This window comes from Microbacterium sp. S1037 (assembly GCF_048381605.1).
Taxonomy (GTDB): Bacteria; Actinomycetota; Actinomycetes; order Actinomycetales; family Microbacteriaceae; genus Microbacterium; species Microbacterium testaceum_B.
In genome coordinates, this window is record NZ_JBLWIG010000001.1 from 696,901 (window position 1) to 711,202 (window position 14,302).

The window sequence follows — 14,302 nt, forward strand, 5'->3', positions numbered from 1 at the left end:
TGTGAGCGGCAATGCCCAGTCCCTCGTCCCCGCTGTGCAGAATTGCACACATGGATGCCAGTTCCGTGCGTGCCGACGACCTCTTGATGCTGCTCGCAGTCGCCCGCACCGGGCGCTATACCGCCGCCGCACAGCTGCGAGGCGTCGACCACACGACCGTTGCGCGCCGAATCTCCGCGCTCGAGGACGCCCTGGGCGGCCGGGTCGTGTCGGCGTCCGGCCGCGGCTGGGAGCTGACGACCCTCGGGCAGCACGCCGTCGAGACCGCGGGCCGTATCGAGGCGGCGATGTCGCACCTCGCCGGCGGGGGAGTCGAGCCCGACCCCGTGTCGGGTGTGGTGCGCATGTCGGCGACCGACGGCTTCAGCGCTTACATCGCGGCTCCCGCGGTCTCGGCGCTGCGTCAGCGGCATCCGGATCTCTCCGTCGAGATCGTCACGGCCCAGAGACGGGCGGCCCTGCACCCGGGGCTCGACATCGAAGTGGTCGTGGGCGAACCGCAGTCGTCGCGGGGGCACGCGATCGAGCTGGGGCGCTACACGCTCGGGCTCTACGCGTCTTCCGCGTACCTCGCCCGGGCGGGGCGCCCCGCTCGCGTGGAAGACCTCGAGCGGCACCGGCTCGTGTACTTCGTCGACTCGATGCTGCAGGTCGAAGCCCTCGACCTGCCGCGCCGGGTCGTGCCGCACATGCGCGACGGCGTCAGCTCGACGAACGTGCTGGTGCAGGTCGAAGCGACGCGCGCAGGTGCCGGGATCGGCATGCTGCCGTGCTTCACGGCCGACCGGCACGACGATCTCGAACGTCTGCTCCCGGAAGAGGTCAGCGAGAGCCTGCCGTACTGGATGATCGTGCGCGCGGACTCGCTGCGGATCCCCGCCGTGGTCGCCCTGTCCGACGCGCTCCGCGAGGAGACGGCGCGGGCTGCGGCGATGCTCGCGGGCGTCGTCTCGGCGCCCCGGGTCAGCGCCGCGCGGGGACCTCGGGCTCGCCCAGCGAGAGCATCAGGCGGTTCGCCCAGCTGAAGAACGCGGCGCCGTTGACGGCGTCGACGATCGCGGCGTCGTCCAGCCCGGCGTCACGCAGGCGGGCGACGTGCGTCTCGGTCAGCGCCGGGGGAGTCGCGGCGAGAGCTGCGGATGCCGCGGCCACCGCGTTCCACTGCTCGTCGCCGAGGTCCGCGGCGACGCCCTCGTCGAGCAGGCGCTGCACGTCGTCACGGCGCCCCGACTCGCGCGTCGCGAAGGCCGCGTGCACGGAGGCGCAGAACACGCAGCCGTTGAGCCGCGATGCGGTCGCGGCGGAGAGCTCACGAGCGGCGCGGGGGAGGCCGCCGTCGGTGTTGGTGAAGATGTCGAGGTCGGTGAGCGTACGGGCTTCGAGCGCCGCGGGGTCGCGGGCGAGCAGTCGGAAGTACGGCATCGCCGCCCGCGCCGGCTCGATCAGGGCCTCGAGCTGCTCGGGCGTCAGCTCTTCGCGCTCGACCGGGGCGAGCCACGGCACCCAGCCGAGCCCGTCCTGCGTGAAGACCTCCGGACGATGGATGCCATCGTGCTCGGTCACCAGGTCGGTCTCGGCGGGAGTCGTGTGGGGCTGCCCGGCGGCGGCCACCTCGGGCGCGGCCCATGCGCGGGTCGCGCTCCCCGACACGGCACGCAGCCCCGCCACCGCACGGAGCTGGAACGCGAGGAACGACACGAGCTGCGAGAGCGAGACGATCTGGTCGGCGTCCCACCCCGCGGCGACGAGTCGGCGCAGCGCGTCGGCCGAGCTCTCTCGCGGCCGGAACACCAGGAGGTGCGTGTGCTCGAGGGCCGCGGTGAGCCGCTCGCCGAGGACGGGGACGACAGCATCCGGAACACCGTATGCCTCGACGGGAATGCTCTCGTCGGACAGCCCCGGCTCGCGGTAGACCCCCACAGGGCCGGTACCGAGCCCCGCCGATGCGGCCCGGAGCACGGTCGCGAGAAGGTCCGAGTCCTCGTCGGCGAGCAGGTCGCCATAGAACCGCACCGCCGCGTCGTCGCCGTGCACAGCGGCGACGAAGGTCGCGACCGCGTACCGCTCGGCCAGGGTGAAGCCTCGGTCGTCCGTCGGCTCCAGCAGCGCGGCGAAGCTCCGCTGGGCGTTCTCGCGCGCCTGCGAGCGGCGGTGGCGCACGGCATCCAGGGGCCCTTCGGCGGAGAGGCCCGCGAGAAGGTCGATCACGTCGGTCATGCGAGTACTCCTGTGGTCTGTGCGGTGAGGTTCCGCAGTTCGTCGGCGGCCTCGGCACCCGCGCGCAGGCCCAGTCGCGGCGCGACCTCTGTCGCGAGCAGTTCGATCGAGCGCAGGGTGATCTCGTGCGCGGGATCGACGGAGTGCACTTGGAACGCGACGTCGGTCGCGCGTCCGAGGGTGAGATCGGCCTCGAGAGAGGCGACGACCTCGTCAACGGTGCCGAGGTGCGTATCGGTGAGCCGCGCGATGTCGCACAGGTCGCCCGCGCCGTCCTGCTTGAGGAAGGTGCGCGCGAGGCGGCGGAGTCCCGGGTCGGCTGCCTGCCACGCAGCATCGAGATCGGCGGGATCGACCACGACGGCCGTACGCGACGCCAGGATGCGCGGCTCGACACCCGACGGCAGGGCCTCGAGGTAGGCCTCGACGATCGGCAGCTGGACGTCGTGCAGCGTCTGACCGGGCTCCTTCGGCTGAGTGCGCGAGAGCAGCAGCCCGTCGCCGTCGAGCCCGGCGCGCCGGCCGCCCTCGACAGAGAACGTCGCCTGCCACAGCCGGACAGCGAGGTCGGGAGCCGGGGGATTGAGCACCGAGGACGTGCCCCGGATGCCGCGCCCGCCGAACGCGTCGCGCAGCACCTCGACGTGCTCCGCCTGGATCGCGCGGCGCTCGTCGGACGAGCGCTGGAACGCCGCGAACGACGACGGCGTCCCCCCGGTGCCGATGCCGAGTTGCACGCGACCTCCGCTCAGCGCGTTGACCACCGCGGCGTCTTCGGCGACACGGATCGGGTCGTCGATGGGGAGGGTCACGATGCCGGTGCCGAGCGCGATGCGCTCCGTCTGCACGGCGGCGGCCGACAGGAACGGGAAGGGCGACGGCAGACCGCCCTCGTCGCGGTCGAAGTGGTGCTGCGCCACCCACAGCGAGGCGAACCCGTGCTGCTCGGCGGCGCGGACCTGCGCGAGAGCCCGGTGGTATCGCTCGCTGTCGGTTCCGGCATCCAGAAGTCGTGTGAAGAATCCGAGTCTCGCGCCGCTCATCGCGTCGCCTCCGTTCCCGCCTCGTGGGCCGTCTCATCGTTGTATGCCGTTCCCGGAATGGCCGCGAGCAGCTGCCGGGTGTCCTCGCTGCGCGGCTGTTCGAACACGCGCGCGACCGGTCCCGTCTCGACCTGTCGTCCGCGCCGCAGCACCGACACGGTATCCGCGATCTGGCGCACCACGGCGAGATCGTGCGAGATGAACAGGTAGGTCAGACCCAGATCCTCCTGCAGCCGGGCGAGGAGCCGCAGGATCTGCGCCTGCACCGTCACGTCGAGCGCCGACACGGCCTCGTCCAGCACGACGACCCGCGGGTCGAGCACGAGCGCCCGCGCGATCGCGACGCGCTGACGCTGGCCGCCCGACAGCTCCGCCGGGTAGCGCGACGCGAGGGCGGGGTCGAGGGCCACCTGTTCGAGCTGATGCCGCACGCGTTCCGAGCGGGCGGCCGCGCTCCCGAGACCGAAGTTGCGCAGCGGCTCCTCGATGGCGCGCCCCACGCGTTGACGCGGATCGAGGGATGCCAGGGGGTTCTGGTACACGAGTTGCACGACACGGCGATAGTCGCGGAGCCCGCGACCCGAGAGGGCCGTGACATCGATCCCGTCGACGCGCACGGTCCCCGCGGTCGGGCGCTGGAACCCCGCGACCGCGCGACCCGTGGTCGTCTTGCCCGATCCCGACTCCCCGACGAGCGCGTGGGTGGTCCCGGCCGCGACGGTGAACGACACGTCGTCGACCGCGACGAAGGGCTCGGCTCCGCGGCGCGCGTACTCCCGACGCAGACCCTGCACCTCGATGAGGGGCCGGGCGGTCTCGGCATCCGGAATCCGCCGCTCCACGACGCTCGACAGCGAGGGGGCGTCGGCGAGCAGGGTCCGCGTGTACTCCGCGGTGGGGTGCGCGAGCACCTCGGACGCGCGCCCGGTCTCCTGCACGGTCCCGCCGCGCAGGACGACGACCTCGTCGGCGCGGTCGGCGGCGACCGCGAGGTCGTGCGTGATGAGCAGCACGCCCGTGCCGCTCTCTCGGCGGAGGCTGTCGATGAGGTCGAGCACGGTCTTCTGGACCGTGACATCGAGGGCGCTCGTCGGCTCGTCGGCGACGATCAGGTCGGGTTCGAGGGCGATCGCCGACGCGATGAGCACGCGCTGCTTCATACCGCCCGACAGCTCGTGCGGGAACTGACGGGCGCGCGTCGCGGGGTCGTCGATGCCGACGCGCTCGAGCAGCTCGAGGACGCGGCGCCGGATCTTCGCGTGGTCGCGGTCGCCGTGCACGCGGAACGTCTCGGCGATGCTCGCGCCGACCGTCCGCACCGGGTTGAGCGACCCCGTCGGGTCTTGCGGCACGAGCCCGATACGCGCTCCGCGCAGGGCCCGCAGGCGTCGCTCGGACAGTCCGAGCAGCTCGAGCTCACCGAGACGGATGCTTCCGGATGCCACCCGCGCGGCGTTCGGCAGAAGCCCCAGAACGGCCTGGCCGAGGGTCGACTTGCCCGACCCCGACTCCCCGACCAGGGCCGTGACGCTCCCCGGCGCGACGGCGAGCGAGACGTCGTCGACGGCCGTGTGGCGTCCGCGGTCGGTGACGTAGTCGACGGTGAGTCCGCGGATGTCGAGCAGGGAGCCGGTCATGAAGATCCTCCCCGGCGGATGGCGCCGCTCAGCCGATTGGCCGAGAGCACGACGAGAGCGATCACGATGCCGGGCAGCGTCGTGAGCCACCACGCGGTGGCGATGTAGTTGCGACCCTCCGCCACGAGCAGGCCCCACTCGGGCGTCGGCGGCGGAGCCCCGTACCCGAGGAAGCCGAGCGTCGCGATCTGCAGCACGGCGGATCCGAACTGCAGGGCGGCGAGCGCGAGCACCGCGGTGAGCGAGTTGGGCAGGATGTGCCGCCACAGCACGGTCCAGAACGTGCCGCCGCTGCCGTAAGCGGCCTCGACGAAATCGCTCACCCGGACGCTGACGACCTGCGAGCGCGCGAGACGCGCGAACGCCGCGATCGAGGTGACGCCCACGGCGAGCGCCGCGTTCGCCGTGCCGAACCCGAGCAGGATGATGATGCTGAGCGACAGCAGGAGTCCCGGGATCGCGAGCAGCACGTCGACGCCGCGCATGAGGACGTCGTCCACGGGCCCCGGACGCGAGCCCGCGACGACACCGACCGCCGTACCGGCGACGAAACCGACCCCCACCGCGATCACGGCGCCGAGCAGTGACTGCGAGGCCCCGTGGACGACACGCGTGTAGAGGTCTCGGCCCGTGGCATCCGTCCCGAACCAGTGTTCCGGGCTCGGCGGCTGCAGAGCCTGCATGCCGATCCCGGCCGTCGGGTCGCCCGGGGCGAACATCCACGGCACCAGCGCCCAGGCGATCGCGATCGCGAGCACCAGGAGCGAGAACAGGATGCCGAGAGCCGGGCGTCGGCGCCCGCGACCGGCGCGCGCGGGAGCGGCGGGATCGGTGAGCAGAGCGGTGGCGGTACCGGTCATCGGCGGGCTCCTCGCAGGCGCGGGTCGAGCACCGGGTAGGCGAGGTCGACCAGAAGGTTGATGACGACGAAGGCGAGCGCCGAGAACACGACGACCGCGAGGAGGACCGGCGCATCGCGGGCGGCCACGGCCTGCGCGGTGAGCTGTCCGACCCCCGCCCGCCCGAAGACGCTCTCGGTCACGACGGCTCCGCCCACGAGCTCGCCGAAGATGAGTCCCGCCATGGTGAGGGCCGGGAGCACCGCGTTGCGCGCGACGTTGCGCCAGAGCAACCAGCTCGTCGACGCGCCGCGCGCACGCACCACGGCCACGAAGGGCTGCGCGCGCACCTCGTCGATACTGCGGATGAGCACCTGGGCGAGCGGCGCCGACAGCGGGATCGCGAGGGTGGCGACCGGCAGGATCAGCGCTTGCACGGGGCTCGCGTTGATCACCGGGATGAGCCCGAGGCGGAACGAGAAGACCTGGATCAGCACGATGCCGACGAAGAAGACGGGGATCGACACGAAGAGCGGGGGCAGCGCCTGGAAGCCCCGACGGACGAACCGCGGGCCGAAGGTCGCGGCGATCGCGATGCCGACCGCCAGCACGATCGCGATTCCCAGACCCCACGCGGCGAGCACGAGCGACGAGGGGAGGGCGGTCGCGAGGAGCGTCGACACGGCCGCACCGCTCTGCACCGAGTAGCCGAAGTCGCCCCGCACGAAGGCGAAGAGCGACTCGAAGTAACGCTGCCACAGCGGTCGGTCGAAACCGTAGGCCTCGCGGATCGTCGCGAGCTGCTCGGGCGAGAGTCCCAGCTCGGGGCTCGCGAATCGCGCGACCACGGCGTCGCCGGGCAGAGCCGCGAGCAGCACGTACGCGACGGTGTACGCCAGCAGCAACACCAAAGCCGCCTGTCCGAGGTGGCGGAGCACGTAGGTCATGGGGGATCCTTCGGGGGTGGTGGGGGCGGCCCGCCGGCCGGCCCCTCACGGGTGGGGGTCGGCCCGTCGACCGACCCCCACCCGGGGTCAGCGGTCGAGCCAGACCTCGGCGAAGCTCGGGCGACCGACCGACTCGGTGTGGAAGCCCTTCACGTCGGCGCGGAGGCCGAACACCTGCGGCTCCTCGAAGATCGGCAGGATGTACGCCTGCTCGGCGAGGTACTGCTGCGCTGCGGCGGAGGCGGCCGTGCGCCCCTCGACCGTGGGCGTCGAGGCGATCGCCGCGAGCAGCGTGTCGAGCTGGGGGTCGCCCACCGAGCCGTCGGCCGGGTGGAGGTTCAGCAGCGTGTTGCGGTTCTTCGAGAAGTACTGCGACTTCAGAACGTCGAAGTCGGCCCGCCCGACCATCGAGTGGTACACCTGCACGATGTTCTCGTCGAGCGAGTTCGCCGTCTGCGTGGCCATGTCGCCGGGGGTCAGCGACACCGCGATGCCGAGCTTCGCGAGCTGCTCCTGGATGATCGTGACCACCTCGGCCGACCGCGGCTGGGGCAGGGCCTCGTTGAAGGCGATGGCGAGACGCTGACCGTCCTTGACCCGGATGCCGTCGGCCCCGGGCACCCATCCTGCTTCGTCCAGGAGAGCTGCGGCCTTCTCGGGGTCGTACGCGTAGTACGAGGAGGTGTCGGTGTACCCGAGCGCGTTCTTGGCCAGGGCTCCGGTCGCGAGCGGGTAGTTCTTCGTGAAGAGGGTGTCGACGATGTCCTGGCGGTCGATGCCGGCGATGATCGCCTGGCGCACGCGGATGTCGGCGAGCAGCGGGTTGCGGAAGCGGAAGCTCAGGCCGTTGTTCACCCCGTTGGTCGGCGCGGCGACCAGCGCGAGCCCGGGGGCCGCGAACTGCGCCTCGTCGGGTGCTTCGATCTGACGCGCGGCATCCGCTTGCCCCGCCACCACCGTGCCGACGCGCACGCTGTCTTCGGCCGCGACGATCAGGTCGATGCCGTCGAGGTAGGGGCGACCCTGGTGCTCGCGCGAGGGCGGCGCCCAGTCGTAGTCGTCGCGCGCCTTCAGCGTCACCTTCGTGCCGACCTCTTCGGCGTCGATCACGAACGGACCCGATCCGATCACCGTCGTCGCGTTGCCGGGCCCGAAGGTCTCGGCCGTCTTCGCGAGCGTGGAATTCGAGACCAGACCCGAGTTGATGGTCGACACCGCCTGCGCGAAGCCGGGGGAGGGGGCGGTGAAGAAGAAGCGGACCGTGGTCGCGTCGACGACCTCACCGTGGTCGTAGTTGTTGATCGCCTCGGACTGCGTGAGCTTGCGGCTTGAGTCGCCCTTGCCGAACAGGTCGAAGTTCGCCACGACGTTCGCCGCGTCCAGCGGCGTGCCGTCGGAGTACGTCACGCCCTCGCGGATGGTGAAGGTGTACTGGGTGGCATCCTCGTTCACCTCGGGGAGAGCGGTCGCGATCCAGGGCTGCAGCTCGAGGGTCTCGGGGTCCTGGTAGAGCAGTCGATCGGTGATGTTGTTGACGATGCCGCCGTTCGGATAGAAGCCCGCGGCGGGCGGGTACAGCGTCGTCCACGTCTGCGGCTCGAGGTAGGTGAGCGTTCCGCCCGTGACGGGCTCGGCATTGACCGGAGCGCCCGATCCGGCGCCGCCGCCCGAGCATCCGGCGAGCAGAGCCGCGGCGGCGACGGCTGCGGTCGCGGCGAGCGCGAGGCGGCGAAGAGGACGGGGCAGGGGCATGTCGACTCCCGGTTTGCTGTGGGTGAGGTAGGAGCCAGTCCAGCGCAGGCTGGGAACCGACGCACATTCAGCGCGTCACGCGACGACATAACCCGTCACATTCGGGGTCACATGGCGGGCGGTCACGCGCCCGCAGTCACACGCGGGCGCTCGCCCACGTCGCCGCGCGGGCGACTTCGGTCTGCGGGCGGCCCTGCACGATCGAGAAGCAGACGACCTGGAGCGGATGCGTCGCCGCGATGATCCGCGCGCGGTGCACGACCTCGGGCGGACGCACGCGCTCGATCACGTCCCACCCGTGCCACACGGCGAGCGCTGCGACATCGATGGCCGGGTCGCCCGAGCTCGCGAGATCCCAGTCGATGACGCCCGTGACGACACCGCCGTCCCAAAGGAGATTCGACCCGGCGAGGTCGCCGTGGACGAGGACCTCGGGGACCGGCTCGAGCGCGGCGAGGTCGTCAGCGGCCCGGCGGGCTCTGTCTCGGACGTCGGGGGCGAGAAGCGGGATCGCCCGCTCGACCATGACCGGATGCCACTGCTCACCGCCCATGAACGCGTGCGGAGGCGCGAGGCGCGCTTCGAGCGCGCGGACCGGTACCGCGGCCAGCGCATCGAGGACTCCGCGCAGCGCATCGGCATCGCCGTGTCCGCTCGGGTGAGGGACGCCATCGAGTCGGCGCTGCGCGATCGCGACCATCTCACCGTCGCGCACGGGATCGGCGAGGGCACGGGGGAGCGCGAACGGCAGCTCGGGCAGCGTATCGACCACGGCCTGAGCGCGGAGAGACTCGGCGGCCGCTCTCGCGGTGCGGCCGACCCGCACGGCGGCGGCGCCGGCGAGCACGACGAGGTTGGCCGAACCGTGTTCGATCCACTGCCACCGCGCGGGGTCGTCGGGCTGGCCGGCCGCTCTCAGGGCCTCGGCGACGAGGGCTTCGGTGCGAGCGCGATGCGGGATCACGTACCGCGTCTCGACCATGAGTCGAGCCTACGGGCCGGGGTCACGGCACCCGTCGTCCCCCTCAGCGCGCGGCGACCTCGATCGGGTCGCCGGTGCGCGCGAGATCCGCCTCGAGCTCACGCACGATCGGGATGACCGTCTCGCCGAATCGCTCGAGCTCCTCCTGGAAGTGGAGGAAGCCGAGCAGGAACAGGTCGACGCCGCGCTTCTTGTACTCGATGATCCGTTCGGCGATCTGCTGCGCGTCACCGAACAGCTGCGTGCGGAAGCCGTCGTTGTACTGCACGAGGTCGTCGAGGGACGAGTCGGCCCACATGCCCTTGCCGTCCTTCGTCGATGCTCCGGCCTCTTGCACGCTCTTGCGGAAGCCCTCCACCGCACCGTCGTCCGCGTGGGCGATGATCTCGCGGAGCTGCTGCTCCGCCTCCGCCCGGCTGTCGCGCTGGATGACGAAACCGTTGAGACCGAAGCGCGTGCGACGCCCGTGTTCGGCCGCGATCCGGGTGACGTCGTCGTACTGCTCGGTGAAGCCGTCGAAGTCCTTGCCGTTGGAGAAGTACCAGTCCGAGAATGCGCCGCCGTTGAAGCGCGCCGCCGTCGAGTTGCCGCCCTGGAAGATGTCGGGGTGCGCGCGCCCCGGCACCTCGTAGGGGAACGGGCGCAGCGTGAAGTCGGTGATGTCGTAGTACTTGCCGTGGAACGAGAACTTCTCCTGCGTCCACAGTCCGCGCAGCACCTGGATGAACTCGGCGGCACGCTCGTACCGCTCGTCGTGCTCGAGCCACTCGAGACCCAGGTCGGTGTACTCGTCCTTGAACCAGCCGCTCACGACGTTCACGGCGGCGCGGCCGTGCGAGAACTGATCGGCCGTGTTGATGAACTTCGCCAGGACGGCCGGATGCCAGATCCCGGGGTGGATGGCCGAGATGACCTTGAGCTTCTCGGTGTTCAGCAGCAGCGCCAGGCTGATCGAGGTGGATTCGTGCTGCTGCGCGGCTCCGTAGCTCGAGGCGTATCGAACCTGGCTCAGCGCGTACTCGAAGCCGACCCGCTCGGCCGTCTGCGCGAGCTTCACGTTGTAGTCGTAGCCCCAGTCGGTGCGCTGCTCGATGGAGCTGATCACCAGGCCGCCGCTGACGTTGGGAACCCAGTAGGCGAACTTCAGGGGCTCGTGCGTGGGGGCGATGTCGGTCATGGGGTTCTCCTCGAGGATCGGAACCCGGCTACCGTCGCACCGACCTCGACAACGGTCAACGGTGTGTGACGGTCCGTGTCCTCGCATGACGACACACGACATCGAGCCGGGTCAGGATGGATGCCATGACCTCCCCCCAGCGCGTGCGCTTCGGCTACTGGACCCCCATCTTCGGCGGATGGCTGCGCAACGTCGACGACGAGCAGACGCCCGTCTCGTTCGCCCACATCGCCGAGATCGCTCGCGCAGCGGAAGAGGGCGGCTTCGACCTCACGCTCATCCCGGAGCTCAACCTCAACGACATCAAGGGCGTGGAGGCGCCCTCGCTGGACGCGTGGGCGGTCACCGCGGGTCTCGCCGCGGTCACGTCGAACCTCGAGCTCATGACGGCCGTGCGCCCCGGGTTCCACAACCCCTTCCACACCGCGAAGCAGGCCGCCACGATCGACGAGATCAGCGGCGGACGGTTCACCCTCAACGTCGTCTCCGCCTGGTGGGCCGAGGAGGCCAAGCAGTACGAGGGACTGTTCAGCGCCCACGACGACCGGTACGCCCGGACGATCGAGTGGGTCGAGGTGCTGCGCGGACTCTGGAACGAGACGCCGTTCGCCTATGAGGGCGAGTACTACCGCACCGAGGGCACGTACACCGAGCCGAAGCCCCGGGTGCAGCCGCGCCTGTACGCCGGGGGCGAGAGCGAGGCCGGGCGCACCGCGATCACCCGCTTCGCCGACGCGTACCTCACCCACGGCGGGACGCTCGAGGAGCTGTCGGCGAAGGTCGCGGACATGCGCCGGCGCCGGTCCGAGGCCGGCGCGACGCCCTTCGAGGCGTTCGGCATGGCCGCCTACGCGATCGTGCGCGACACCGAGGACGAGGCGCAGGCCGAGATCGAGCGGATCACCGACGTCCGCGGGGGAGCAGCGTACGGCTCGTACCAGGACTTCGTGAGCAAGTCGAAGCTCGACACCCAGGTCGACCTCAAGGAGTACTCGGTGTCGAACCGTGGCCTGCGTCCGAACCTCGTCGGCACGCCCGATCAGGTCGCCGAACGCATCGTGGAGTTCGCGAACGTCGGGGTCTCGACGCTGCTCCTCCAGTTCTCGCCGCACCTGCCCGAGATGCAGCGCTTCGCGGCCGAGGTGATTCCGCGCGTGCGCCGCCTGGAGGCGCAGCGCGACGCCTGACCCGCGGCTGCCGTGTGTTGAGTGTCCGAAACACCCGGAACGTCTCGAGATACGTCCGGGTGTTTTGGACCCTGAACGAGGGATGCCGGGCGTCGCTTCTCGCGCAGCACCGCACCCGTGACCCGGTACGCGAACGCAAACCGGCGAGCGCCCGCTACGCCACCGCGCGCAGCGCCTCGTCGAGGTCGGCGATCAGGTCTTCGGCATCCTCGAGCCCGATCGACAGGCGGATGAGCCCGTCGCCGATGCCGAGGCGGTCGCGCGTCTCTTGCGTGAAGCCGAGGTGCGTCGTGGTCGCCGGATGCAGCGCCATCGAGCGGGTGTCACCGATGTTCGTCATGCGGCTGAACAGCCTGAGCGCGTCGAAGAATCGTTCGGCCGCCGGTCGTCCCCCGCGCACGGTGAAGGAGAACACCGAGCCCGAGAGCCCGCCGTAATCGCGCACGGCGAGAGCGTGCTGCGGGTGCGACGGGAGTCCCGCGTAGTCGACGCTCTCGACGACGGGCTGGTGCTCGAGCCACTCGGCGATCGTGCGGGCGGAGGCGAGGTGCTGCCGCATGCGCACCGACAGCGTCTCCATGCCCTGCTGCAAGAGGAAGCCGTTGAGCGGAGACAGCGCGGGTCCCGTGTCGTTCGCGATCCCGAACCGCAGCGAGAACTCGAAGGCGCGCGGGCCGAACGCGTCGACGTACGACGCATGCTCGGCGATCGGCGTCGCGGTGATCGCGGGATACGAGCGATCGGATGCCACCCAGTCGAACGTTCCGCCGTCGACCACCGCCCCGGCGAGGTTCGCCCCGTGGCCCGAGAGGAACTTCGTGGCCGAGTGCACCACGACGTCGGCGCCGTGCTCGATCGGGCGGATCAGGAACGGTGTCGCGATGGTGTTGTCGACGATCAGAGGGATGCCGTGGCGCTTCGCGATGCGGGCGACGGCGGCGACGTCGACCACGTCGTTCTTGGGGTTGGGGAGCGTCTCGGTGAAGATCGCCTTCGTCTCGGGGCGGATGAGGGCGTCCCACTCCGCCTCGTCGTCGGGGTTCCAGACGTACTCGACGGTGACGCCCATGCGCGCGAACGTGCGATCGAAGAGTACGCGCGTGCCGCTGTAGATGCTCGCGGTCGAAACGATGTGTTCGCCGCTTCCCGCTAGCGCCAGCAGGGCGGTCGTGATCGCCGCCTGCCCCGAACCGACGACGATCGCTCCGCTGCCGCCCTCGAGAGAGGCCAGGCGTCGCTCCGCCACCTGGTTCGTCGGGTTGAGATTGCGTGAATAGAGGTGTCCGAGATCGGCACCGGCGAACCGGTCCGTCGCCTCCTGGAAGGACGCGAAGCGATACGCCGCCGACAGGTGAACCGGGGTGATGCGGGAACCGTGTGTGAGGTCTTCGACCTCGCCGGCGTGCACCTGGCGCGTCTGGAAGCCGAATCCGTCCCACTCGACGTGGGGCGGCGATGCCTCAGCCACGAGCTCCGACCACTTCCTGCGGCAGGAGGGAGCCGAGCCACCGCGCGATCTCGCGCGGTCCCGAACGGGGAGCCGTCGCCTCGACGTCGGGGTTGTAATTCGTGTTCGTGTTGACGTCGTAGGTGACCGTGCGTCCGTCGCGCGTCTCGATGAACTCGATTCCGGCTATGCCGATGCCCTCGGCGGCGAGGAACGCGAGGTACCGGTCGACGAGCTCGGGATCCACGTCGTCGCGGCGACGGAACATCGGCTCGGGCTCGACGCCGTCGGCTCCGGGGAGCGCGCACGCCTCGGCCGGGCACAGTTCGAAGCTGCCCGCGCTGGTGTCGACCCGCACCGCGTAGACGAGCGAGCCGGCGACGAACTCCGCGCGTGTGATGAACGGCGCCTTGGCGACGAGCAGCTCCTGGAGCAGCGTGATCCCGTCGGGCGACGGCTCGAAGTCGGGGCCGTCGACCCACGCCGCGAACTCGTCGACGGAGTCCCACCGACGCACACCGAGACCCTTGCCGCCCTGGTTGTGCTTGCTGATGAAGGGGGCACCGAACTCAGCCGCCCGCTCGACGATCCCATCGGTGCCGAGCACGGCGACGGTGCGCGCGACCTCGATGCCCGCGTGCTGGAGGGCCACGTGCTGCGCGACCTTGCTCACCTCGAGCTCCAGGACGTCGGCACCGTTGATGACGGTGCGACCCCATGCCGAGAGCCACCGCAGCACCGCCCGACCATAGTCCTTGCTGAGCGCTCGATCGCGGGTGTGCGCAGAGGCGCTCAATCGCGACCAGAACACGCCCTCCGGCGGCTCGGACGAGAGGTCGATCGCCCCCTCGGTCAACAGCCACTCCTCGAGCGGCACCCCCTCGGCGTCGAAGGCCGCCCGGAACGGCGGCAACCACGAGGGGTTGTCATGGATCACGTACACCTTGCCCGACATGCCGCCAGGCTAGCCCGCGGCCCCGACATCGCAGCCTTCGCGTGTCACCGTGCGTCATCGCCGTCCGCCCGGGCGCACGGGGCGCCCGTCGAATCCGAACAACCCCGAACACCGCGCGA

General features: G+C 70.8%; 12 protein-coding genes. 2 read left to right on the forward strand and 10 right to left on the reverse strand.

The window, feature by feature from the left end:
• Positions 1-50: 50 nt before the first annotated feature.
• Positions 51-1,025 (forward strand): LysR family transcriptional regulator, encoded by a 975-nt coding sequence (locus tag ACMW4R_RS03050; protein ID WP_418299115.1) that lies wholly within the window; start codon positions 51-53, stop codon positions 1,023-1,025.
• Here ACMW4R_RS03050 and ACMW4R_RS03055 read toward each other — a convergent pair.
• The 8 genes from ACMW4R_RS03055 to sfnG form a co-directional block, all read right to left on the reverse strand.
• A complete protein-coding gene (locus tag ACMW4R_RS03055; RefSeq protein ID WP_418299116.1) occupies positions 964-2,217 on the reverse strand; it encodes an alkylhydroperoxidase domain protein in 1,254 nt (417 codons plus the stop codon). The genes ACMW4R_RS03050 and ACMW4R_RS03055 overlap by 62 nt on opposite strands.
• Positions 2,214-3,260 (reverse strand): putative FMN-dependent luciferase-like monooxygenase, encoded by a 1,047-nt coding sequence (locus tag ACMW4R_RS03060; protein WP_418299117.1) that lies wholly within the window; start codon positions 3,258-3,260, stop codon positions 2,214-2,216. Before ACMW4R_RS03060 ends, ACMW4R_RS03055 begins: the two co-directional genes overlap by 4 nt.
• Positions 3,257-4,897, reverse strand: a complete 1,641-nt coding sequence (locus ACMW4R_RS03065; protein ID WP_418299118.1) for a dipeptide ABC transporter ATP-binding protein — start codon at positions 4,895-4,897, stop codon at positions 3,257-3,259. Before ACMW4R_RS03065 ends, ACMW4R_RS03060 begins: the two co-directional genes overlap by 4 nt.
• Positions 4,894-5,757: an ABC transporter permease gene (locus ACMW4R_RS03070; protein WP_418299119.1), complete on the reverse strand. Its 864-nt coding sequence runs from the start codon at positions 5,755-5,757 to the stop codon at positions 4,894-4,896. The genes ACMW4R_RS03065 and ACMW4R_RS03070 overlap by 4 nt, the downstream gene beginning before the upstream one ends.
• Positions 5,754-6,683: an ABC transporter permease gene (locus ACMW4R_RS03075; RefSeq protein ID WP_418299120.1), complete on the reverse strand. Its 930-nt coding sequence runs from the start codon at positions 6,681-6,683 to the stop codon at positions 5,754-5,756. The genes ACMW4R_RS03070 and ACMW4R_RS03075 overlap by 4 nt, the downstream gene beginning before the upstream one ends.
• A gap of 87 nt (positions 6,684-6,770) precedes the next feature.
• Positions 6,771-8,435: a TIGR04028 family ABC transporter substrate-binding protein gene (locus ACMW4R_RS03080; protein ID WP_418299121.1), complete on the reverse strand. Its 1,665-nt coding sequence runs from the start codon at positions 8,433-8,435 to the stop codon at positions 6,771-6,773.
• 136 nt (positions 8,436-8,571) lie between these two features.
• On the reverse strand, positions 8,572-9,417 hold the full coding sequence (locus tag ACMW4R_RS03085) for a phosphotransferase family protein (protein ID WP_418299122.1): 846 nt from the start codon (positions 9,415-9,417) through the stop codon (positions 8,572-8,574).
• Positions 9,418-9,460: 43 nt separating this feature from the next.
• A complete protein-coding gene (sfnG, locus tag ACMW4R_RS03090) occupies positions 9,461-10,594 on the reverse strand; it encodes a dimethylsulfone monooxygenase SfnG (RefSeq protein WP_275796227.1) in 1,134 nt (377 codons plus the stop codon).
• A 125-nt stretch (positions 10,595-10,719) separates the two neighbouring features.
• On the opposite strand from sfnG, the gene ACMW4R_RS03095 reads away from it, so the two are divergent.
• Positions 10,720-11,781 carry an LLM class flavin-dependent oxidoreductase gene (locus ACMW4R_RS03095; protein ID WP_418299123.1) on the forward strand — a complete coding sequence of 354 codons (1,062 nt, stop codon included), beginning with the start codon at positions 10,720-10,722 and terminating at the stop codon, positions 11,779-11,781.
• Between the two features lie 154 nt (positions 11,782-11,935).
• Here ACMW4R_RS03095 and ACMW4R_RS03100 read toward each other — a convergent pair whose 3' ends face one another.
• Positions 11,936-13,249 (reverse strand): O-acetylhomoserine aminocarboxypropyltransferase/cysteine synthase family protein, encoded by a 1,314-nt coding sequence (locus ACMW4R_RS03100; protein WP_418299124.1) that lies wholly within the window; start codon positions 13,247-13,249, stop codon positions 11,936-11,938.
• On the reverse strand, positions 13,242-14,183 hold the full coding sequence (locus ACMW4R_RS03105; protein ID WP_418299125.1) for an ATP-grasp domain-containing protein: 942 nt from the start codon (positions 14,181-14,183) through the stop codon (positions 13,242-13,244). Before ACMW4R_RS03105 ends, ACMW4R_RS03100 begins: the two co-directional genes overlap by 8 nt.
• Between the last annotated feature and the right edge of the window lie 119 nt (positions 14,184-14,302).

Coding starts and splice junctions, on each gene's coding strand:
- sfnG (WP_275796227.1), bottom strand. CDS start 10,594: ATGACCGACATCGCCCCCACGCACGAGCCCCTGAAGTTCGCCTACTGG.
- ACMW4R_RS03085 (WP_418299122.1), bottom strand. CDS start 9,417: ATGGTCGAGACGCGGTACGTGATCCCGCATCGCGCTCGCACCGAAGCC.
- ACMW4R_RS03065 (WP_418299118.1), bottom strand. CDS start 4,897: ATGACCGGCTCCCTGCTCGACATCCGCGGACTCACCGTCGACTACGTC.
- ACMW4R_RS03080 (WP_418299121.1), bottom strand. CDS start 8,435: ATGCCCCTGCCCCGTCCTCTTCGCCGCCTCGCGCTCGCCGCGACCGCA.
- ACMW4R_RS03050 (WP_418299115.1), top strand. CDS start 51: ATGGATGCCAGTTCCGTGCGTGCCGACGACCTCTTGATGCTGCTCGCA.
- ACMW4R_RS03095 (WP_418299123.1), top strand. CDS start 10,720: ATGACCTCCCCCCAGCGCGTGCGCTTCGGCTACTGGACCCCCATCTTC.
- ACMW4R_RS03060 (WP_418299117.1), bottom strand. CDS start 3,260: ATGAGCGGCGCGAGACTCGGATTCTTCACACGACTTCTGGATGCCGGA.
- ACMW4R_RS03075 (WP_418299120.1), bottom strand. CDS start 6,683: ATGACCTACGTGCTCCGCCACCTCGGACAGGCGGCTTTGGTGTTGCTG.
- ACMW4R_RS03105 (WP_418299125.1), bottom strand. CDS start 14,183: ATGTCGGGCAAGGTGTACGTGATCCATGACAACCCCTCGTGGTTGCCG.
- ACMW4R_RS03070 (WP_418299119.1), bottom strand. CDS start 5,757: ATGACCGGTACCGCCACCGCTCTGCTCACCGATCCCGCCGCTCCCGCG.
- ACMW4R_RS03055 (WP_418299116.1), bottom strand. CDS start 2,217: ATGACCGACGTGATCGACCTTCTCGCGGGCCTCTCCGCCGAAGGGCCC.